Raw genomic sequence first — 22762 nt, 5'->3', positions numbered from 1 at the left:
GGCTTAGCGGCTTGATGCTGAATCGTATTTAAGTGCGCTACGATTTCTTACCACCATCCGTTGGCAGCAACCAAAAACCGAAATAGGAATCAAAATTTATGAGAAAACTATTACTAGCAACCTTTCTTCTTACAGGGTTCACCTTTATTTCCTGTAAAGAATCTTCAACTAAACAAAATCAGACAAAACAAGAAACAAATAATGAGAAATCTAAGACAGATTTAGTTAATGGTTTAACTATTTATCAAACCGAAAATTTGATAATTAAAAAGCTATCAAATCATATTTATGAACATATTTCCTTCTTAAACACAGACGATTTCGGAAAAGTAGCCTGTAATGGAATGTTAGCCATAAATGAAAATAAAGGAGTAATATTTGACACACCAACGGACAACAAAAGTTCCTTAGAATTAATAAAATTTGTTACTAATAAACTCAAAAGTGAGATAATCGCTATTATCCCAACTCATTTTCATAAAGATTGTATTGGAGGAATAAAGGTATTTGAAGAATATAATATTCCAACATACGCTACAAACCAAACTATAGCGTTATTAAAAAATAATGGTCAAATATTTACTAAACCAATTAAAGAATTTGATAATAATCGCACGTTAAATATTGGAAACAAAAAGATTTATTTAGAATACTTTGGTGAAGGTCATACTAAAGATAATATCATAGGATATTTCCCAGAAGACAATGCCGTCTTTGGTGGATGTTTGATTAAAAAGGTTGGAGCAAGCAAGGGGTATTTGGGAGATGCAAGCACGGCCAAATGGTCGGAGACTGTTCGCAAAATCAAATTAAAATATCCAAAAGCAAAAATTATAATTCCGGGACACGGAAAATGGGGCGGAACAGAATTATTTGACTATACAATAGAGTTATTTGAATAAAACAGGCAGCTGCTAACACCGTATAAATTTAATTGCTAGTACAAGCCTATCCACGAAAATCCTCGCGGATTTTCTAGTTGGTTTTGTATTTGCTAAATTAGTTACTTAATCACGCAACTAACCATACACATCTCGTTAGCGGTAATATGTGGTAAGAAGTAAGATAATCTTCGGGGCTTGCCTTTTTTTTTGCTGCTTACCCTATAAAAGACCTACTCATTTCGCAAGCAGAACGTTTATCAGAGCAACATAAAATCTACGTTACCAGTTGCATTGGTTTATCTTTTAAGTATGGCTTAGCGTTTAAAAATAGCGCAGCTTTTGAGGTCTTCCCTTTTGCCGCCACAACGCAACTGTTGCGCAATCAATATCCAGACGGACTTGTGGCTTGCCTGTATTTGTAAAAGTGCTATACCTCTTATTTTTTTATGTCCGCTTAGGTGTATCGCAGCATGTTATAAGCGGCAAAATCTACAGGAAATACAGGAATGGCTTGTCTTTTAGCGTTTGGTTCGGGTTACATAAAACCGCTAACAAAGCCTATACGTAATCTGGCGCTTGGGCAATATCAAAGGGTTTGCTTATTTTTAGAAGGTCCGCCAAAATAGTTTGATTTGACATTTAAAACAAAAATAAACACAAAAAAACTGCTTTAGCTAAGTGTACAATAAGGAAGATGCGTACTTCTCTGCTCCTGCACTACCTATAGCTTTGGCGTTACCAGCAAGTGGAAAAAATTAAGAATTAAACGAATACACAGATGAATAATAAAATTACATTTTTTATCGGAATACTTGGAGTTGGTCTCTTTGTTGTTTCTTCAATCATAGGTGGAATTCTAATTGAAAACTATAGCTTAACAAGTCAGTTTATAAGTGAAACCTATGCAATTGACACTGAGTATGGAATAATTTTAAGAACCTTTGGATTTATCCCAAGTGGAATTCTTCTTACTATTTTTTGTTTTCTGGGATTTAAATATTTTCAGCCATCTAAACTGACCAAAATAGGATTTTGTGGCCTAGGTATATTTTACGGTTTGGCCACAGTAATTGTTGGATTCTTCCCATGTGACAGTGGTTGTAACAAAGAATTTGTTGACCCAAGTATTTCCCAGGTAATTCATAATCTAACAGGGTTATTGACATATATATTCGTTCCTATTAGCATTATCCTCATTGGTATTGGCTTAAAACAACTACCGAATTATAATAGATTATCAATACAAGCAATCACTTATGGAATAATAAGCATACTATTTATCTATTTGTTGTTCTCTGGTTTCAATCCTGAATATATTGGCCTATATCAGCGAACTATTGAGACACTGTTCATTATTTGGATAATAACTTGTGCTATTGCGATAAAAAACAAAATACCAGCAGGTTACAATGTATAAACAGCATTAAAATGTATAAACAGCATTAAAACGACTGTTTATACTAAACGTTAGCTACAATCCGCAGAAGAGATTAATTAAACCATTTTGGAAAAGATTTTTCAAATTCTTGAATTCCCTTTTTTGTTAGATATGGATAAATCATGGTGAGCATTGCGTTGACTTGGCTTTCCAAATATTTCTTCGAACTACTCCTCTTGTAAACCTCAGAAGTATAGATCCATGTATCTCCAAAATTCACCATCCGTTCTGCAAGCATTTCATATTCATTTTGAAAATTTGCTATGCGCATAAATTGCATTTTCTGAAGTTGATCAAATAAAAACACATTTCCCGAAATTCTTTTTGGGTTTACTTTATTAAAATGTGCTCTAATCTTATCATTTGACTGCAATATATTGAACAAGTCAGTCCATATGAATTTGTAATTCAACATTCTTTCCATACTATCTTGAATGTCATTCCGTATCTGAGTAAATGATATTTCAATCTCTGATAAAGTTTCAATTCTTTGATCAAAATCAAAAACCATCTCAAAATATAAATATTCCAAAATCTCTTCACGTTTTTTGAAATGATAGTTTAGATTCCCTGAACTCATATCTAGCTTCAGTGCAATCATTCGTATGGTTACTTGACCATAACCATGTTCATTAAAAAGTTCCTTTGATACGTCTAATATTTTTTGTTTTGTAGTACTCATTAGTAAACTTGTCCTAATAACTATTTTTTAGTAAATTCATCCTAAAATTAAGTAAAATTATGGAGTCGCTTTACAAAACTGAAAATGGTAAACATAAAATTCTATCACTATATGATGCAAAATTGGCAGAGTTAGACATTCCACACACTACCCGAGTACTCGAAACTAGTTTCGGTAAAACCAATGTTATTATAGCAGGGAATCTATCAAAACCACCAATTATTCTAATTCATGGATCAAACGGTTGCTCACCTATTGCACTGGAAACCTATGTAGATTTAATTGACTCCTTTTCGATTTATTCAGTAGATGTTCTTGCTCAACCAAATAAAAGTGCTGAAACAAGACTGAGCATGAAAGATGATTCCTATGGTCAATGGATGAATGAGGTCATTGATAAATTAGAGTTGGAGGATGTTACTATGGCAGGATTCTCTTTTGGAGGACTAGTTATACTAAAAACATTAATTAACAATGAACATAAAATAAAGGAAGTATACCTATCCGCTCCTGCTTATGTTGTTAACGGCAATCCTCTAAAAGTCTTATTCAAGTTCTTTATCCCAATGAAGCGTTTTATGAAAACGAAAAAAACGAAATATCTCGAACGGTTTCTAGATTCAGCATTTACTGAAAAGGATGACTTTGCACAGCAATACTTAGGGGCAGTATTTTCACATTTCATTATGGACTTTACTCCTGTTCCAGTAATAAAAACAAGTGAAGCCTCAAAAATCCAAACACCAATAACATTGATTGGTGCAGAAAATGACATCATTTTCCCTGGTGGTAAAATGATAAAACGCGCTAAGAAAATTTTCCCAACTCTTAAACATACAGTATTATTGAGTAACTCGAAACATGTTCAAAATAAAAAAGACAATTCAATAATAGCATCTGTAATTATGAATAAATAGAAATAAGTATTGTACCATGGAACTGTAACTGATTGCCTGAAACTATAGATAGCTTTTGGGACAGCTATTCGTGCTTAATTAAGAGTTTCTTTAAAGCAACAGGACAAAGATGGCAACAACGACAAATATTAAAAAGTAGCTAACAAAACCTAAACTGCATTTCAATGCAGTTTAGCCGAACCGTTACCACACATAGAATTTACGATTCTCATTTTTAGTAGATTAAAAAATTAATAAAATAAAAACACATTTTTTTGTGATTTTTTAAATACTTCTTATACTAATAGAGTGTCACTAAACTTAAAATGCATACAAAAAAAGAGTTTATTCAGGATATAAAAGAAAACGAAGGCATTATTTATAAAGTCACAAGGATTTATTCGAATAATACCGAAGATCAAAATGACTTATACCAAGAAATTGTGTATCAGTTATGGAAATCTTACAATTCTTTTAAAGGAAATTCTAAAATTAGTACTTGGATGTATCGCATTGCATTAAATACTGCTATCAGTAATTTGAAAAAAGAAAAAAGAAGAGGGTCTCAAGTATCAATAGACAACCTTCTTTTAAATCAAATGAATGAAGTAGATACTGTAATGGTAGAACGAATTACGCTTTTGTATGCGCATATAAAAGAACTCAGTATAGTTGAAAGAGGAATCATCCTTCTTCATTTGGAAGGTAAAAATTATGATGAAATAGCTACAATTACTGGATTTACAACTACTAATATTGGCACACGTTTAGCCAGAATTAAACAAAAATTAAAAACTCAAATTAAAAAATAATGGAACTAGAAGAAATGAAATCCCTTTGGAATGATATGAGTCAGAAAGTTGACCAACAAAAAGTATTAACAGATAAATTAATCATTGATCTGACACAGGAACGTTATGAAAATAAATTACGTCACATTTCAATCCCAGAAACGATAGCTGCACTAATTTGTTTTGCTGTGGTAATATATCTCATTAGTAATTTTGGATTATTGGATGTTTGGTATCTACAACTTTCAGGAGCTATAACAATTATTTCTTGTTTAATATTACCTATTCTTTCATTAAAATCTATTCAACAAATGAAAGCTATTAATATTTCAAAAAATACGTACAAAGAATCTCTAACTAAGTATGCTAAAGGAGAAACAAGATTTATGCTACTACAAAAAATTAGCTTTTATGTTAGTTTTTTAGTGCTTATATTATCCGTTATTGCATTTAGTAAAATCATGAAAGGTATTGATGTTTTTACAGTGACAGAAAAACTGAATTGGTTAGTGCCTTCAGGAATTGGAGTCTTATACATATTTACGCAATGGGTACTTAAAAAGTACAAGAAGGCAACAACTTCAGCAAATAACATATTGAAGGAACTAGAACTCTAATTCTTTTCTAATCAAATAATCATAAATAATTAGTGTATTGTTTTCTGTTCTGAATTTTGTTCGGGTAGGAGAAATACGTTCAAATATTGACAAATTTAAATATCAAAAAATGAAAAAAATACACATAACAATCGCCATACTTTTATACTCAGTTTTGAGTTTTTCTCAAGACATTATCGGAAAATGGTATGGAACAGCAGAACTAGGAGAAGGCAAAGAAATCAGTTTTATTTTTAACATAGAAGACACTGAAAATAAATATGTAACCACTATAGAAATTCCAACCCAAAGAATGTCTGGGTTAAAACCTCAAAAAACATCTTTTAAAAATGGAGCATTATTTATTGATGGAGCCAACTTGGGAATAAAATACGAAGGAAATTTTAATGAAAATACACAACAATTTGAAGGAACTTTTAGCGAAGGTCCTACTGCGCTTCCTTTGATTTTAAAAAGAGGTAAAATCAAATTAGAAAAAACTACTAAAAGGCCTCAAGAGCCTGTGAAGCCATACCCATATAACGAAGAAGAAGTCGTTTTTAAAAATGAAGAAGCAAATGTGTCACTTTCTGGGACATTGACTTTACCTCGTACAAATGGAAAATTTCCTGTGGTTATTTTAATCAGCGGTAGCGGACCACAAGATAGAGATGAAACTTTTTCTAATCATAAACCTTTTTGGATACTTGCTGATTATTTAACCCGAAAAGGAATTGCTGTATTACGATATGATGATCGTGGTTTTGGTAAATCTACAGGGAATTTCAGCAATGCAACAACTAAAGATTTTTCTACAGATGTAATTAGTGCAGTAAATTACTTAAAATCAAGAGCAGACATTGATTTAAATAATATCGGTCTAATAGGTCATAGTGAAGGTGGTATTATTGCTCCACTAGCTGCAAACCAAACCAATGATGTTTCTTTTATAGTATTGCTTGCTTCTACGGGGATTCTTGGAAGTGAATTATCACTGATACAATCGAAAACTCTGAGACCTTTTCCTGTGCCTGATGAAGATGCGTATGAAAAAGCCATTAGAAAAGCTATTAAAATTGCAGGATCAGATAAAGAAATATCAGCTATTAAAAGTGAACTTACCACACATTACAATGCTACCATTGCGCCAATCCTAAAACCTTTGGTTGGAAATGATGCTAAAGTTTCTGAAATTATAAAAGGTTTAATTGAAACAAGAACCACCCCTTGGATTCGTTATTTTTATAACTACAATCCTGCCAATGAAATTGAAAAATTAAGTATTCCTGTCTTATCCTTAAATGGAACTAATGATACACAAGTATTGGCAGAAATAAATCAAAAAGGAATCAAAGATGCCTTAAGTAAAGGAAAGAATAAGGACTATAAAATTCTAAAATTACAAGGTTTAAATCATCTTTTTCAAGAAAGTAAAACAGGTGAAATGGATGAATATGAATTAATAGAACAAACAATTTCTCCAATAGTATTGAAAGAAATATCAAACTGGGTTTTAGCACATCTTAAATAATACATAAAAACGTTTGGTAACACCGTGTATAATCAATTGCTAGGTTATTGCCTACTAGAGAATTCCTTCGGAATTGCCTCTAGTAGGCATTTGTTTACTAGTTTAGTTGCTGAAACACGCAACTAACCATACACATCACGTTAGCGGTAATATATGGTAAGAAGTAAGATAATCTTCGAAGCTTTCCCTTTTTTGCTGCTTACCCTATAAGAGACCTACTCATTTCGCAAGCAGAACGTTTGTCAGAGCAAAAAAAAATCTACGGCACCAATTGCATTGGTTTATCTTTTAAGTGTGGCTTAGCCTTTAGAAATAGCGCAACTTTCGGGGTCTTCCCTTTTGCCGCCACAACGCAACTGTTGCGTCATAAATATCCAGACAGACTTGTGGCTTGCCCGTATTTATAAACCTTCTATACCTCTTAATTTTTTTTATGTCTGTTAAGGTGTATCGCTGCATGTTAAAAGCGGCAAAATCTACGGGGGTATTATAGGAATAGCTTGTCTTTTAGCGTTTGGTTCGGGTTACATAAAACCGCTAACAAGACCTATACGTAATGCGGGACTTGGTCAATATCAAAAGGTTTGCGTATTTTTAGGAGGTCTGCCAAAACAGTTTGATTTGGCATTTAAAACAAAAAATAAACACAAAAAAAATGCTTCAGCTAAGTGTAAAGTAAGGAAGATACGTACTGCTCTGCTCCCGCACTACCTATAGCTTTGGCGTTAGCATTTATAATGAACTATGCGCAAATATCAATATATTCTTTTTCTATTCTTACTATGTGCTTGTGGTAATAGTCAAGAAAACACACTATCGAATAGTTTAGCTAAAAAACAAACTGACCTAATCCTTAAAAAAGCCAAAGACTTCCCGAACCAAACTGAGCTTTCAATTGGGATTATAAAAAATGGGGCTGTAAATTATGATGGAGTTAAACTAGAGAATGAGTCTATTTTTAATGTCGATAATTATAAATCTGTTTTTGAAATAGGCTCAATAACTAAAGTTTTCACTGCTACACTACTTGCTAATTTTGCATTAGACAAAAAACTTAACTTAGATGATAAAATTAATAGTTATATACATGTAAAACTTAATAATGGCACAGAACTATCATTTAAACAACTAGCAAACCATACTTCTGGACTTCCCAGACTACCTTCAAATTTAAACCTTGCATTAGCAAACCTCAAAAATCCATATCAAAAATACACTCGTGAAAAATTAGAATCATACCTGTCTAACCAGTTAGAGTTAGTAAACATCTCTGGTGAACATTATGAGTATTCAAATTTAGGTTGTGGACTATTAGGCTATGTGCTGTGTAATATAGAAAACTCAAGCTATGAAAACATATTATATAAATATATATTATCAAAATACAATATGACTAATTCAACTACCAAACGAGAAAACGTAGAGGGATTAATAATAAAAGGACTTGACGAATCTGGAAACAAAGTGCCCAATTGGGATTTGAGTGTTTTAGCAGGGTCCGGAGCTATGCTATCAACAGTAGAAGATCTGTCTAAATTTGCATTGGCTCAATTTGATAATACAAATAAAGAACTAAAACTTACAAGAACAAAAACGTTCACTATCAATACCATTTCTGACTATGGGTTAGGTTGGGAAATTATCAATAGAAAATCTGGTGATATTTGGTATAAGCATAACGGTGGAACTGGAGGATATTCATCCTCACTAATTATTGATAGCACTAATAAAAACGGAATAATTATACTCTCTAATGTATCTACTTACAGCAATAAAAGTCGTATAATCAACGATTTAAGTTTTGAATTAATGAAAACTCTTGATAACAACTAATTTATCCCTAATGAAAACATTAAATTTTTCATTCCTACTAATTGTTTTGGCAACAACATCTTGCGCCCAAGAGAAAAAGACAAGCCAAGAACAACAACCAGAAAAAGAATTTTTGCTTGATAGTGAACACCTTATTGCTATTCTAGATACGGTATACAGAGCTGAGCAAGAGCCTATACGCTTACGAGATGCTATGATGGGAAAATATGGGGTAGATTCTGAACAAGCAAATAAATATCAGGAAATATACGAACGAAATCACCCTGTCAATGAAAAAAAAATAAAAGAAATTCTTGATAATTACGGATGGCCGGACATAGACATTATAGGCGAACAAGGAAATATTACTATTTGTGCCGTAATTCAACATTCAGACAATGACATCAGAATTAAGTACCTCCCTTTAATGAGGAAAGCTGTAGATGAGAAACAGCTGAACCCTAGATTTTTAGTGAGAGCAGAAGATAGAATTGCTACAGAGAGAGGTGATTTGCAAATTTATGGAGGACAAATGAAGTACTATCCAGATACTAAAACTTTTAATGTATGGCCTATATACGACCCCGTTAACATTGATAAAAGAAGAGCAAAAATTGGACTTGGACCATTAGCTGAACATTTAAAAAACAGATTCAACTTTGAGTGGAATCTTGAGGAGCAAATAAAAAGAACTGAAGAATTTGAAAAAGAACGACGGAATAAAAAGAAATAACAAAATACCAACAACGGTTATAATTAATTGTGGTTCCCAGCTATTCCGAAGTTAGTGCAAGTCAAAAAGTTATTTGGTAAATTAGAAAGTAAGGGTAAGTTTAACCGAAACTACTCATAAACAGACCGTTATTAGTAATATGTGGTAAGAAGTAAGATAATCTTCGGGGCTTTCCCTTGTTTGCTGCTTACCCGATAAAAGACCTACTCATTTCGCAAGCAGAACGTTTATCAGAGCAACAAAAAATCTGCGTTACTAGTTTCATTGGTTTATCTTTTAAGTGTGGCTTAGGCTTTAAAAATAGGGCAGCTTTCGGGGTTTTCCCTTTTGCCGCCACAACGCAGCTGTTGCGCAATCGATAGGCGAACGAACTTGTGGCTTGCCGGTATTTGTAAACCTTCTATACCTCCTAATTTTTTTATGTCTGCTTAGGTGTATCGCTGCAGGTTAAAAGTGGAAAAATCTACAGGAATTACAGGAATGGCTTGTCTTTTAGCGTTTGGTTCGGGTTACATAAAACCGCTAACAAGACCTATACGTAATGCGGAGCTTGGTCAATATCAAAAGGTTTGCGTATTTTTAGAAGGTCTGCTAAAACAGTTTGATTTGCGATTTATAACAAAAAATAAACACAAAAAAACTGCTTTAACTAAGTGTAAAATAAGGAAGGTGCGTACTGCTCTGCTCCTGCACTACTTATATCTTAGCCGTTAGCAGTAAGTTTAGCAACCACATATATCGACAAAAACAATAAAAGAAAATGAAAAAGCTATGTACCATATTGATCTTGGCGACCGTACTTTTTTCTTGTAATACCAACCCTGAAAAAGACAAGGAAACAAAAAGTATAACTAAAAATTCGACTAAAATTGATTCTGTTAATATAAAACAAGTTGTACTTTCTATGCATGATGCCGTTATGACCAGAGACCTATCGGACAGCCTAACATTTAATAAATGGACTGATTTTTTTACTAGCGACTTTTTATATATGGAGTCAGAAGGCAAGCCCCCTATTCAAATGGGCAAGGTGGACTTCAAACCTATTCGCGAAGCATTTAAAAGTATTAAGATAAACTACGATGAAATAATAATTGACTATGTGGATGCATCCTGTGACTTAGCTTATGTTGCTTACCATTTTCATGGAACTGTAACAACAATTAAGACCAATGAAAGCCAAGATATTTCTCGTTCGGCCCTCGTCATCTTACGGAAGAATAAAAAAGCAGAGTGGAAAGTAGCTTATCAATCATTCAATTAACTATTGCCCTAAAAAGAACAAAATAACCAACCCCTAAAAATGTAAATAAAAAATAGGCAAAACATTAGTAAAATCAAGCCTTTTGCCTCGTTTCAAACTTTATGCTTAACCGAAAGTTTTGTGCTTCGTAATCGCCTACTTTTCATATGCGAAACGTTACGAACAACCTCTAAAAAAGTTACAAACGGAGTAATGAATCGTCTTAAGAGTAAACCATCCTAAATGATAAAACCGTTTATATTATTTCTGGCCATACTATTATCTAATATCATAGTAGCACAAGATAATGTTGCCTTGGAAAAATTATTAGAAAAAGCCATTGAAAGCGAAAATTTGACTGGTGCTGTATGGTCAACCATTAGTGATGATATAGTTACAACTGGCGAGACAGGTCTAAAGAATACCAATACAAAAGAAATTTTAAAAAATGACGATAGGGTATTAATTGGCTCAGTGACAAAGACGCTGATTGCGACAGGAATTCTTCGTTTAACAAGCCAAGGAAAGTTGGACATTGATTCTCCTGTTTACAAAATTTTACCCAATATACCTTTTGACAACCCTTGGAGAGAAATTAATCCAGTTACTATAAGAGATTTATTAAATCACACATCTGGAATTGAAGATGCCAGATTTTGGCAAGTATTTAGTACTAAACCTACTTCTACTACACCATTAGAATATATTTTTTCTAAAAACCTCTCTGTATTGAAAGTGAGAACCATCCCTGGAACTCGATTTTCGTATTCAAATATGGGGTATTCCTTTTTAGGTTTAATTATTGAAAAAATAACTCAAGAACCTTACGAAAACTATTTGGACAAAAATCTTCTTGTTCCTTTAGGTATGAACAGCAGTACTTTTCAATTTACGACTCAAAAAGGAGAGAATGTTGACCAACACTTGGCAATGGGGCATTTTGATACTGGGACAACGCAAGAAAACATTCCTATGTTTTTACGTCCAGCTGGGCAGTTTACAACAACTGCAAAGGATATGGCATTACTCGCAAAATTCTTAATAAGCGATGGTGTTATTAATAAAAAATCTTTTATTCGTAAAGAACTTTTAAATCAAATGGGACATCCTATATCAACAGAATCCTATAAAAATGGGTTGACTTCAGGATATCAATTTGGACTTAGCTACAGAGACAGATATGGTGTTGTAGGGAAGTTTCATCGTGGAAATACGATTGGTTACAGAGCAACATTCTATCTATTTCCTGAGCAAAAAAAAGGATTTTTTATTAGTTTTAATACCGATAGCGAAACTGCAAATTACGAAAAGTTTAATTCGATTTTTATTAATCATTTAGGAATCGATAAACCTCAAAAGCTAAAAGTAAAAAATAACTTACCCTCAAATATCGATGAATTTAATGGCTATTATAAAATGAATCCTGTTCGATTCGAAATGTTTGCATATTTAGATTTACTTTTTAATTCAATAAAATTGAATCAAGAGAATAATAAGTTGATCGTACAATCCATTCAAAACGAAACTTACACTCTTTTACCTGTTGGGGGCAATCTATTCAGAAAAGTAGATAGAGTGAATCCCTCTCATGTTTTGTTCAAGAACGAAAATATAACAGCTGTGAGCGATGGTCTTGTAACTTACGAAAAAATTAACCCGCTCTATTTATACATTATGTGGCTAAGTCTTATTCTTGGACTGTCGGGTTTGGTTATTGTTTTATTCCGAGGGTGTTATCTGTTTTTTCAAAAGAAACTTTTTAATCGTAATCAGATAATAACTTTACCATTCTTATCCATTTTAGGATTTTTAATCCCTATTCCTTTTCTTATAAATCAATCTTTCTTAAACTTAGGAGATTTAACCTTTGCAAATGTTTTATTAGCTATCGTAACTGGTTTTTTGCCTTTGGCTATGATCATTAATATTAGAAAAATATGGAGAAACAAAACGCTGACAATAGATGCAATTGGAATTTTACTTATCCTCCAATGGACAATTATCTTAATCTACTGGAATTTAATACCTTTTAGATTATGGTCGTAAAAAAGGCAGTTTGTAACAATGTATATAAAAAATAGGCGAATTAGTGCTCAGTTCAAGGCTTTTGGGTCGCATCAAACTTTGTGTTTAATCGAAAGTTTGACGCTTCAAAACCGCCTACTTTTGATATACAAACCACCGGCAGTCCTATAAAAAATGAAATATAATGTATCTTTTATGAGGCTTATTAGTCTACTTAATGAACCATAAAATTTTAAAGTTATGAATAATTGTAAATGCACTAATTGCGATTGTACTAAATGTAATTGCGGAAATTGTTTAGAAAAAAATTGTCCTTGTTCTAAATGCGAATGTGATAAATGCACTTGTTGCTAAATTTAATAATGGTTGGTTTAAAAACTAACCTTTTATTTATTTTCGAATATGGAAACTCAAAAAATATGGAACAATTTCAATGATGAACTATATTTCTTCATTCTTAGAAAAGTAAAAAACAAAGACGTTACAAACGATATTTTCCAAAATACATTCTTGAAAATTCATAAAAATTTATCCAACCTCAAAAAAGAAGAAAAAACGAGAGCGTGGATTTTTCAAATTGCTCGTAACGAGATATTTAATCACTTTAAAAAAGAATCTATTTATGTGGAAAAATTAGATACAAATAAAGAGATTCCTTTTCAAAAGTATGAAGATATATGTTGCTTTGATAAATTTATAAATGATTTACCCGAAATTTACAGACTAGTAATTGAACTGATTTATATAAAAGGACTAAAACAAAAAGATGTCGCAAAAGAATTAGAAATAAGTCTTGAAAACGTAAAAGCAAGAATTAAAAGGGCAAAAGATATTTTAAAGAAAAAATTCAACGAATGTTGTAAATATGAGTCTGATAAAAATGGTAAGTTAATAGGTGAGTCGAATTGCTCAATATGTAGAACAGAATAAAAATACGTCTGCCAACAACGTTTATAATCAATTGCTTGGTCTGTGTGTACGCGGAAAATTATACGGATTTCCATAACGTTCGGTTTCCTTTTATTAGATGAGTTGCTTAAACCACGCAACTAAACATACACATCACGTTAGCGGTAATATGTGGTAAGAAGTAAGATAATCTTCGGGGCTTTCCCTTTTTTGCTGCCTACCCTATAAAAGATCTGCCCATTTCGCAAGCAGAACGTTTGTCAGAATAACAAAAAATCTACGGTACCAATTTCATTGGTTTATCTTTTAAGTGTGGCTTAGCCTTTAGAAATAGAGTAGCTTTTGGGGTTTCCCCTTTTGCCGCCACAACGCAACTGTTGCGTAATAAATATCCAGACGGACTTGTAGCTTGCCATTATATGTAAACGTTCTATACCTCTCAATTTTTTTATGTCTGCTTAGGTGTATCGCTGCATGTTAAAAGCGGTAAAATCTACGAGCAATACAGGGATGGCTTGTCTTTTAGCGTTTGGTTCGGATTACATAAAGCCGCTAACAAGACCTATACGTAATGCGAGGTTTGGGCAATATCAAAAGGTTTGCGTATTTTTAGAAGGTTAGCCAAAAAAGTTTGATTTGGCATTTAAAACAAAAATAAACACAAAAAAACTGCTTTAGCTAAGTGTTAAGTGAGGAAGACGGGTACTGCTCTGCTCCCCCACTACCTAAAGTTATGGCGTTATAGTGCATTAAAGAAACTATTTTCTAAAGAACATGGATTTGAACAAAAAAATTATTGTTATTGGCGGAGGATTTGCCGGATTAGAGTTAATAAAACGCCTCGGAAATTCAAAAAAACACGATATCGTTTTAGTGGACAGTAATAACTATAATTTTTTCCCACCTTTAATATATCAAGTTTCTAGTGGTTTTATGGAACCTTCATCAATTAGTTATCCTTTCCGTAAAATTCTACGTAATTTAAAAAATGTTCGTTTTAGACTTGGTTCACTTGAACAATTAGTTCCTGATGAGAATAAAATAATTTTAAATAATGGCGAATTAAAATATGACATTTTAATTATGGCAACAGGTACAGAAACAAATTACTTTGGTAATAAAAATATCGAAGAAAAATGTTTGCCAATGAAAACAATAAGTGATGCATTATCATTGCGAAATACCATTTTAACACGATTAGACTTAGCTACAAGAATTGAGAACTCAGAAGAAAGAAAAAAATACCTAACTTTCGTTATTGCAGGTGCAGGTCCTACAGGTGTTGAGCTTTCTGGAATTATAGCAGAAATGAGTACCTCAGTAATAATAAAAGATTATCCAGAATTAAAAGAAAAAGACACAGGGGAAATTTATTTAATCGATGGTCAAAAAACTGTATTGTCATCAATGTCGCTTAATGCCCAGAAATATGCTTCTAAAAAGTTATCTAAATATGGTGTTAATCTTGTAATGGACACTTTTGTTGAAGATTTTGATGGTGAAACCGTCCAATTATCCAACGGAAATAAAATTAATTCAAAAAATCTAATATGGGCTGCTGGGGTTGTTGCCAAAGTATTTAAAGGTTTCCCAAAAAATAGTTTTGGAAATAATAAAAGATTAAAAACAAATCAATTTAATCAGGTTCATCTGTTTGAGAATATTTATGCTTTGGGAGATTGTGCTATAATGGATGGTGATAAAAATTATCCTAATGGTCATCCACAGGTAGCTCAACCTGCAATACAACAAGCAAAAAACTTGGCCGATAATTTATTAAAAAGTCAAGAAGAATGGAAACCTTTTGTATATAAAGACAAAGGTTCTTTAGCTATTATTGGAAGGAATAAAGCGGTATTAGATTTTCCAAAGCAAAAATATTCTCTGAGCGGATTTATTGCTTGGTTAATCTGGATTTTCGTTCATATAATGGGACTTGTCAATTTTAAAAATAAAATAAGGACTTTATATAATTGGATAGGATATTATATTTACAAAGACCAATCTTTTAGAATGATTATAAAACCTAATAATTTAAGAAAACAATTGAACGGAGAAAAAACGTACCACAACAAAGTATAAAAATCATAGCCACCCTGAGGGGTGACTGCGCTTCTTATACTAACCGTTGTAAGTAATGGCAGAACTTAGTCAAAAAATAAAAACTTTAATTAAAATATGAAATCAAAAACTACCACATTCAATCAATCACTAAACAAAGAGAAGTGTATCAACTTTTTTATTCGTTATGGTTACTTTATACACATTGAAGATGGTAAAACCTTAATATTGAGAAAAGTCGGTACAGAGTTTACTACTTCTGGAGAAAAATCCCCAAAGGAATTATCTATGCTTTTCAAAAATAATGAAACCGTAGTTTCATTGAAATATGATACGTTTGTCTTATTTGATACTGGTGACTTACACGAGGAACTTAATTTGATTTCGAATCGTATAACAACAAACATAAATAGTCTCGTATAAATTACTAAATGAATTGCGCTGAAACTCACCCAAACTCTGAATAAAAATATATCAGATTTTTTAGCCCGTTTGCGCAATTGGAGTTAGAAAAATACGCAGGAGTTGCTCACTCAAACCTGAAATAAATACTATTACGGAAATTGAGCAAGTTTGCGGATTGAATTATGAAACTAAAAAACTACGACTTACAACACGGGGTATAATTAATTGCTTGGTCACTGCCGAATTACGAACATTCCTGCGGATATTGATAATTTATAATCTTGTTTATTTATTGGTTTCCCTCGTACTGATAATTAAGCACTCTGAAAAACTTACCGAACTGGGATGCATTTATTTTATACTTGAATTAATGGTTATGGGAATAATTGGTACTGTAGAATATAAGTCATATAAAAAATTCGAGTAAAATGAATTGGACTTTTAAGAACTTACATCCTCTGATTTCTTTATCAATTGTATTACCAACAGGAATAATTTACGGCTTTCCATCAATTCTCTCTCAGCAATTAAACATTCAAGTCAACACAATTGACCTTTCAAATATGCTGAAAGCTATAATGTGCCTATATATTGGAATTTCAATCATATGGATTTCAGAGATTTGGAAAAAAGAATATTGGAAACGTGCGCCGAACTGAATATATTATTTATGCTGACTCTTGCAATTGGACGTGCGTTGAGTATGGTAATGGACGGGTTTCCGACAGGAGGTTATATTTTTGGAATAATAGTTGAATTTATTCTCGGAATTTATTCGATTTACCAACTCAAAAAATATAGTGTATAATGAATAGAATCGCAAAAAAAAGCCAGCAGGTAACACTGTATAAAAAACATAGTGCGTTTGTGCTAAACTTTAAGGTCTGTGAGTATTAATAAAGTCCGCTAAATATAAAATTTGGCGTTTAAGAGAAAAGCAAAACATTTATATGCAGCTAAGTAATAAACCGAAACGAAAGTGCTTATTTATTGCACTACGTTTCTTATACCAAACGTTGCCTGTCATTAATAACAAAATAACCGTGAATTCGAAAAACTTCAAATAGCAATCATTTAAATAAACAATTGACAATTATGAAAATAAATCTTTTTGTTCTATTTGCTCTAATTCTTCTTCAATCGTGTCAAGAGACACCTACTTCTGATACTTCTATTGATATGATTAAAAAGGTAGAAACTGGTCTTACAACGCCAATATACATTGTAAGAGACTCCACGTGGTCTATACAAGAACGTATGGAGTATTATGGAGTGCCAGGTGTGAGTATTGCCGTAATATATAATGGGGAAATCGAATGGTTGAATACCTATGGTGTCATGGAAAAAGGAAGTGATTCTCCTGTTACCAAAAACACACTTTTTCAAGCAGCTTCTATTAGTAAACCTGTAACTGCTTATGGCGCATTAACCCTAGTAGAACAAAAAAGGGTAGCGTTAGAGGAAGACATTAACACTTATTTGAAATCTTGGAAATTACCAGACAATGAATTTACCAGAGACAAAAAAGTTACTTTAAAAAATCTACTTAATCATTCGGCAGGAATAACAGTTCATGGTTTTTTAGGGTACAGTCCAGATTTACCCGTACCAACACTAGTTGAAGTATTAAATGGCACACCTCCCGCCAATTCAGGCCCCAGTTTTGTAAATAAAACACCCGAAGAAAGTTTTCGATATTCTGGCGGAGGGTATAATATAATACAGCAAATGATGATAGATGTTGAAGGTAAAACCTTTCCTACCATTATGAATGAATTGGTGCTACATCCTTTAGAAATGAATCATAGCAGCTACAATCAACCGCTTACGAAAGAACAATTGAAAATGGCAGCAACGGGTTATTTACCTGATGGCGCTATGGTAAAAGGAAAAAGACATACCTATCCAGAAATGGCTCCCGCAGGCTTATGGACCACTGCAGAAGACTTAGCAAAGTTTGCTGTGGACATACAAAAGACCCTAAAGAGTGAAAGCGATATAGGACTGTCAAAAGAGATGACTACAAAAATGCTCACGCCATTTGTAGAAGAATTTATTGGGTTAGGAATATTCATAGAAAAAAAGAATGACGAAATATACTTTGAACATGGGGGTTGGAATGAAGGATTTTCAAGTCAGATGATTGCACATAAAGACAAGGGGTATGGCGTAGTTGTTTTAACGAATGCCAATCAACCAGACTTTATTTCGGAGCTTATTCGTTCGGTTGCTCTTACTTATCAATGGGAAGCTTATGTACCAGTATACACTAAAATGGAAAATGAGCCAGCTATAATTGCTGAAATTAGTGGCAGATATCTTATAAATGGTAATAGAATAATAGAAGTGTCTCAAAGTAACAAACAACTCATCAGTAACGAACTTGGACAAGAGCCAAAAGAGCTAGTCAAAATTTCAGATACTACCTATGTTAGACGAGAAAATGAAGCTCTCTTTCAATTCAAGCCAAATACAGAAACTAATACGATGAATATTGTATTACTTAACGCAAGTGACGGAGCATTAATTACTACATTATCCAGAATCGATGATGATAAAAAAATACCGATTGAATGGCTCGTTGATGGTGATTTTAACGAATCTCTCGAGGCCTATCAAGCATTAATGAAAGAAAACCCGAAAGATCCAACCATTAATGAAGACACTTTAAATAGTTTAGGATATGGTTTCTTTAACGATGCGAATATGAAGATTGCTCATGATGTTTTAAAAGTGAATTCGATGCTTTACCCTAATAGTTTCAATGTATATGATAGTTATGCAGAAGTTTGCATGAAAATGGGAGAAACTGAACTGGCAATAAAAAATTACAAGAAGTCTTTAAGCCTGAATCCTGCAAATAACAATGCCACGGAAATGCTTAAGAAATTACAAAAAAGTAAGTGAGAATAGATATTTGAGTAAGTTACCAACATTTAACGTCTGGCAACAACGTGTATAATTAATGGCTAGTTATCAACTACTTACTAAAATACTCGCGGATTTTCAATTCAGTTTTTATTTGTAAAATTAGGTCTTAAACACGCCACTAATCATACACAAAACGTTGTATGCGCGCAAAAAAATAAATAAAAATGAAACCACTAATTATTCTTTTCACTTCATTCTTAATTGGATTGATTTTGATAAAGTTATTGAATAAAAAATTTAAATGGTACTTAGCTGGCCGAATCGCTATGGCCATTATGTTATCCTTTACCGCTATTGGACATTTTGTTTTTATAGAAGGCATAACGGCCATGATTCCTGATTTTATTCCTTTAAAAGGAGAATTGGTTTATCTGACTGGAATACTTGAGATAACGTTAGGACTTGGACTACTAATTCCGAAACTAAAACTTAAATCGGGCTGGATATAAATACTGTTTTTTATTGCAATTCTACCAGCTAACATTAAAGCTTCAATGGAGAATATCAACTACCAAACTGGAGAGTTGGATGGGAATGGTCTCGACTATTTATGGTTTAGAATCCCTCTTCAAGTATTCTTTATTGTTTGGGTGTTTTTTACAGCAATTAAAAGTAATAAACCAAGGTTATTAAAAAAATAACAAATGAATTGAAATAAGCCAGCACACAACAATGGCTTTAATTCATTGTGGTTTTGAACCACACCAAAGTTTAGTATATTTAACACTACCGATTTCTATAGCGGATAATCCTATTGGATTTGTCTACAACGAAATCATAGCCTAACCGTTAGCAAAAATAACTCATCAAATAAATTCGACATCCTATTTTTCATTCTCAAAATACAAAAATTAATGGCAAATCAGATTCCAACTAAACTTTGCTCAAACACAATTATTACGGATGGATTTCAAAACACGCCAATTTTTGCAATCAAAATATAAACCACACAAGTAGCATATGACACTATTAATAATCAAGCAATAATTGAATTATGTCAGTTTTTTTGAATAGAAAGGTATTAATGCTATCATGTACAAATGGGTATCTTTGTTTATAGATGTTAATAAACAGAACTAAATATATGCATAGCGATTACGGGAGAATGAATATTTCCCATATTAATTCTTCGTTGACTTATGAAGGAAGGACTAGTGGCATTGCCTTGAAGTATGTTATTGAGGGAAGAGAATGTTATGAAATTAACGGGAATCAATTTTGTTTAAGTAAGGGTCAATTTATACTATTAAAAGAAGAAGTAAATTATAAGCTGTTCACTGAAAATATTTCAACCGATGGTTTTTGTTTGGACATCAATCCAGAATTATTGGGAACTTGTTTTTTAAAAGATGATTTAATTTATAACCAACCATTTTCAGGAGCAATGTCGTTAGCGTTGGGTAAATCTTTATACAACACCTTCAATACCCCAATCGATTATAACATTGGTAATCCGATAAACGTTATCAATTCCTTTTCGACACACCTTATCAATTTCCAGAAAGAAATATTGACGATTAAAGATGCTCTAAAGCATACCACCAAAAAAGCAGACACACAAAAATTTTTAATCTCTAGACTGCTGATAGCCAAAGAGTATATCCATATTAATTATGCTAATGATATACCGTTAGACAAATTGGCTTGTATATCCCGAATATCAAAATACTACTTTGCCAGAATCTTCAAAAATTGTTTTAAGACAACCCCATGGGAAATGCAGAACCAACTGCGAATGGAAAAAGCCATAAAACTCTTAAAAAATGATTGTATTTCTTTGACCTCGATAGCGTATCAACTTGGTTATTCAGATTTAGCTTCCTTTTCTAAAAGATTCAAACAATATTATACCATACCCCCTTCACAATTCACAAATTAGCAAGATTGTACAAATCATTGAATAGTAATTACCGTATTCTTGTGATTGAACTAATTATAAATTGAAGGATATGGTCAATCTTATAGAGGGACATAATTTTTTTAGACAAACTATACTAATCCTGTTTTTATCTTTTTTGTTTGGATGTGAATACGAAGCAAAAGGGCAATCTACAGAATGGGAAGCATTCACTGAGCAATTTGAGAAAGATTATAAAAAATTGAGACTTCCTCAAATTCAACTTTCCTTTATTGATAATATTAGATTAATCAAAACCATAGATTCTGTCCTTGTTCAAGAAGAACTATTCGAATCATTAGAAGAAAATTTATTAAAATTCAATAAGAATCAACTATCGGAAGAACATGTACTGGAATATGAGTTGATGCTGTATGAATTTCAACTGAACAAAGAAAGGATTTCACTTGAAAAGGAATGGTTAAACTCAAATAGAGATACTAATATCTCAAGTAGTAAAATATTTGATGTGCCAAATGGGAAAGAATGGTACATCTATTTTTTAAAAAAATGGGTAGATATCGAGACTACACCCGATGAAATATATACTTTGGGGATACGTGAAATTAAAAAAGTTAAATCGAGAATAAAAGCCATACAAGTTAAATCGGGAATGGATAGTATTTCTTTCAGCCGTCACATAAACGATTCTATATTTTTTTATACAAAAGTTGAAGCAGTAGACAATAGTTTTTTGCAAATCAAAGAAACCGTATCTAAAAGATTGCCCGAAATGTTTCCATTTTTAGATAAGGTTCCCGAAGTCAAAATAAAAAGAGGCACTCATAAGAAATTAGCCCAAGTGCCAGGTTTCTATAGAGATAACACAATGTACTATAATTACTTCCATAATTCATTCAATAAAAGACAGGTAGGTTGGTTATATATTCATGAAGCAATGCCAGGACACCATTATCAAACAAAAGTTCAGGCATCATTATCTCGCACTAATATTCAAAAATTATTTAGTTATAGAGGCGTTGGAGAAGGTTGGGCAGCTTATATAGAGGAATTGGGAAGCGAATTAGGAGCATATAAAAACATGTATGATGAATTAGGGAAATGGGAATGGGATATCATACGGTCTGTAAGGGTAACGCTTGATATTGGTTTAAACTATTACGGTTGGAGTGATGAAAAAGCTTTGACATTTTGGCAACAGCATATTAAAGGGCAGGATGATATCGCTCACAGAGAAATTAATAGGATGAAGAGATGGCCTGCACAGGTTATCACCTATAAATATGGCTCGGATAAGATTCTTCAATGGAAATTCAATCTTCAAAAAGAAGAAGGCTTTAATATTAAAGAGTTCCATAGAAACATTTTAAAGAAAGGTTTGCTACCCTATTCTATTTTGAAAAAGCAGTTATAACAATGTAGTCCATCGGATTGAATTTGAGAGCAGAATTGGCACTTCGTGAAAGATGATTTAAAACTATTTTTACCCCATTGAACTTTGTATAATTAAACTCATGTTTTCTTAAGCTTTCCAATAACCACAATTCGCTTATTTATAATGTATTAAAATTCTGGACAAAGGCAGGTGCATTGATTTTTGAAGTATGATAAACCTTCCCCCTTTTAAAGAAATAGAGTATCTTGTTACTACATACTATTGTTAGCAGAAATAACTTATAAAGTAAATTGACTATTAATTTCAAAACTTCTGTTTACGCAAATAAGATTCAGAACGTACCAATCTGCCGAATCGAAATGGAATCGTACTTCAATCGATATCTAATCGTTGCGCAATCTGCGAAAGCAAAATGTGATTACTCAAACGTATCGCTACTTTTGCTAACAAGACCTATGATTAATGCGGGTCAAGTGCTAAAACGAATGGTTTGTGTAAATTTATGAAGTCGCAAAATCTTTGAGGTTTTGCTTAAAACGAGAAAAATAAATCAAAATAAAAAGCTTTAGCT

Annotated in this window: 20 protein-coding genes; 19 read left to right on the top strand and 1 reads right to left on the bottom strand. The window is 32.5% G+C overall.

What is annotated here, in order from left to right:
- Window positions 1-98: 98 nt before the first annotated feature.
- Together bla and Q360_RS0106645 are read left to right on the top strand one after the other, a co-directional pair.
- Window positions 99-902 carry a subclass B1 metallo-beta-lactamase gene (gene bla / locus Q360_RS0106650; protein WP_027076388.1) on the top strand — a complete coding sequence of 268 codons (804 nt, stop codon included), beginning with the start codon at window positions 99-101 and terminating at the stop codon, window positions 900-902.
- A 760-nt stretch (window positions 903-1662) separates the two neighbouring features.
- A complete protein-coding gene (locus Q360_RS0106645; RefSeq protein ID WP_027076387.1) occupies window positions 1663-2301 on the top strand; it encodes a DUF998 domain-containing protein in 639 nt (212 codons plus the stop codon).
- 73 nt (window positions 2302-2374) lie between these two features.
- Here the strand turns inward: Q360_RS0106645 and Q360_RS0106640 are convergent, their stop codons facing one another.
- Window positions 2375-3004, bottom strand: a complete 630-nt coding sequence (locus Q360_RS0106640) for a TetR/AcrR family transcriptional regulator (protein ID WP_027076386.1) — start codon at window positions 3002-3004, stop codon at window positions 2375-2377.
- Window positions 3005-3063: 59 nt separating this feature from the next.
- Here Q360_RS0106640 and Q360_RS0106635 point away from each other — a divergent pair, with 59 nt between their 5' ends.
- From Q360_RS0106635 to Q360_RS0106555, 17 genes are all read left to right on the top strand, one after another.
- The gene (locus Q360_RS0106635; RefSeq protein WP_027076385.1) at window positions 3064-3921 is read left to right on the top strand and encodes an alpha/beta hydrolase; all 858 of its coding nucleotides are present in this window, start codon (window positions 3064-3066) and stop codon (window positions 3919-3921) included.
- A 305-nt stretch (window positions 3922-4226) separates the two neighbouring features.
- Complete coding sequence (locus tag Q360_RS0106630; protein ID WP_027076384.1) at window positions 4227-4712, top strand: RNA polymerase sigma factor; 486 nt, start codon at window positions 4227-4229, stop codon at window positions 4710-4712.
- Window positions 4712-5308, top strand: coding sequence for a hypothetical protein (locus Q360_RS0106625; protein ID WP_027076383.1), 597 nt, complete (start codon window positions 4712-4714; stop codon window positions 5306-5308). The genes Q360_RS0106630 and Q360_RS0106625 overlap by 1 nt, the downstream gene beginning before the upstream one ends.
- Before the next feature lie 109 nt (window positions 5309-5417).
- Entirely contained in the window at window positions 5418-6818 is a 1401-nt protein-coding gene (locus Q360_RS0106620) for an alpha/beta hydrolase family protein (RefSeq protein ID WP_027076382.1), read from the top strand.
- 744 nt (window positions 6819-7562) lie between these two features.
- On the top strand, window positions 7563-8651 hold the full coding sequence (locus Q360_RS22630) for a serine hydrolase domain-containing protein (RefSeq protein ID WP_036195241.1): 1089 nt from the start codon (window positions 7563-7565) through the stop codon (window positions 8649-8651).
- A gap of 10 nt (window positions 8652-8661) precedes the next feature.
- Entirely contained in the window at window positions 8662-9363 is a 702-nt protein-coding gene (locus tag Q360_RS0106610; protein WP_027076381.1) for a DUF6624 domain-containing protein, read from the top strand.
- Window positions 9364-9816: 453 nt separating this feature from the next.
- Window positions 9817-10077 carry a hypothetical protein gene (locus Q360_RS0106605; RefSeq protein WP_027076380.1) on the top strand — a complete coding sequence of 87 codons (261 nt, stop codon included), beginning with the start codon at window positions 9817-9819 and terminating at the stop codon, window positions 10075-10077.
- 46 nt (window positions 10078-10123) lie between these two features.
- Window positions 10124-10627 carry a Cif family virulence factor gene (locus Q360_RS0106600; RefSeq protein WP_027076379.1) on the top strand — a complete coding sequence of 168 codons (504 nt, stop codon included), beginning with the start codon at window positions 10124-10126 and terminating at the stop codon, window positions 10625-10627.
- Window positions 10628-10849: 222 nt separating this feature from the next.
- The gene (locus Q360_RS22625) at window positions 10850-12652 is read left to right on the top strand and encodes a serine hydrolase domain-containing protein (protein WP_051554603.1); all 1803 of its coding nucleotides are present in this window, start codon (window positions 10850-10852) and stop codon (window positions 12650-12652) included.
- A 381-nt stretch (window positions 12653-13033) separates the two neighbouring features.
- Window positions 13034-13561: a sigma-70 family RNA polymerase sigma factor gene (locus tag Q360_RS0106590; RefSeq protein WP_027076378.1), complete on the top strand. Its 528-nt coding sequence runs from the start codon at window positions 13034-13036 to the stop codon at window positions 13559-13561.
- A 753-nt stretch (window positions 13562-14314) separates the two neighbouring features.
- The gene (locus Q360_RS0106585; protein ID WP_027076377.1) at window positions 14315-15622 is read left to right on the top strand and encodes an NAD(P)/FAD-dependent oxidoreductase; all 1308 of its coding nucleotides are present in this window, start codon (window positions 14315-14317) and stop codon (window positions 15620-15622) included.
- 207 nt (window positions 15623-15829) lie between these two features.
- Entirely contained in the window at window positions 15830-16024 is a 195-nt protein-coding gene (locus Q360_RS25675; protein WP_156950031.1) for a hypothetical protein, read from the top strand.
- A 589-nt stretch (window positions 16025-16613) separates the two neighbouring features.
- Window positions 16614-16814 carry a DUF4345 family protein gene (locus Q360_RS27385; protein ID WP_027076375.1) on the top strand — a complete coding sequence of 67 codons (201 nt, stop codon included), beginning with the start codon at window positions 16614-16616 and terminating at the stop codon, window positions 16812-16814.
- Between the two features lie 287 nt (window positions 16815-17101).
- A complete protein-coding gene (locus Q360_RS24565; RefSeq protein ID WP_051554602.1) occupies window positions 17102-18913 on the top strand; it encodes a serine hydrolase in 1812 nt (603 codons plus the stop codon).
- A 188-nt stretch (window positions 18914-19101) separates the two neighbouring features.
- A complete protein-coding gene (locus tag Q360_RS26535) occupies window positions 19102-19386 on the top strand; it encodes a DoxX family protein (protein ID WP_245603204.1) in 285 nt (94 codons plus the stop codon).
- A gap of 635 nt (window positions 19387-20021) precedes the next feature.
- A complete protein-coding gene (locus Q360_RS24560) occupies window positions 20022-20816 on the top strand; it encodes a helix-turn-helix domain-containing protein (RefSeq protein WP_027076374.1) in 795 nt (264 codons plus the stop codon).
- A 70-nt stretch (window positions 20817-20886) separates the two neighbouring features.
- The gene (locus tag Q360_RS0106555) at window positions 20887-22209 is read left to right on the top strand and encodes a DUF885 domain-containing protein (RefSeq protein ID WP_027076373.1); all 1323 of its coding nucleotides are present in this window, start codon (window positions 20887-20889) and stop codon (window positions 22207-22209) included.
- Window positions 22210-22762: the final 553 nt, after the last annotated feature.

The organism is Maribacter antarcticus DSM 21422 (genome assembly GCF_000621125.1).
GTDB classification, from domain to species: Bacteria; Bacteroidota; Bacteroidia; order Flavobacteriales; family Flavobacteriaceae; genus Maribacter; species Maribacter antarcticus.
This window is presented reverse-complemented; position numbering and strand designations above follow the sequence as displayed.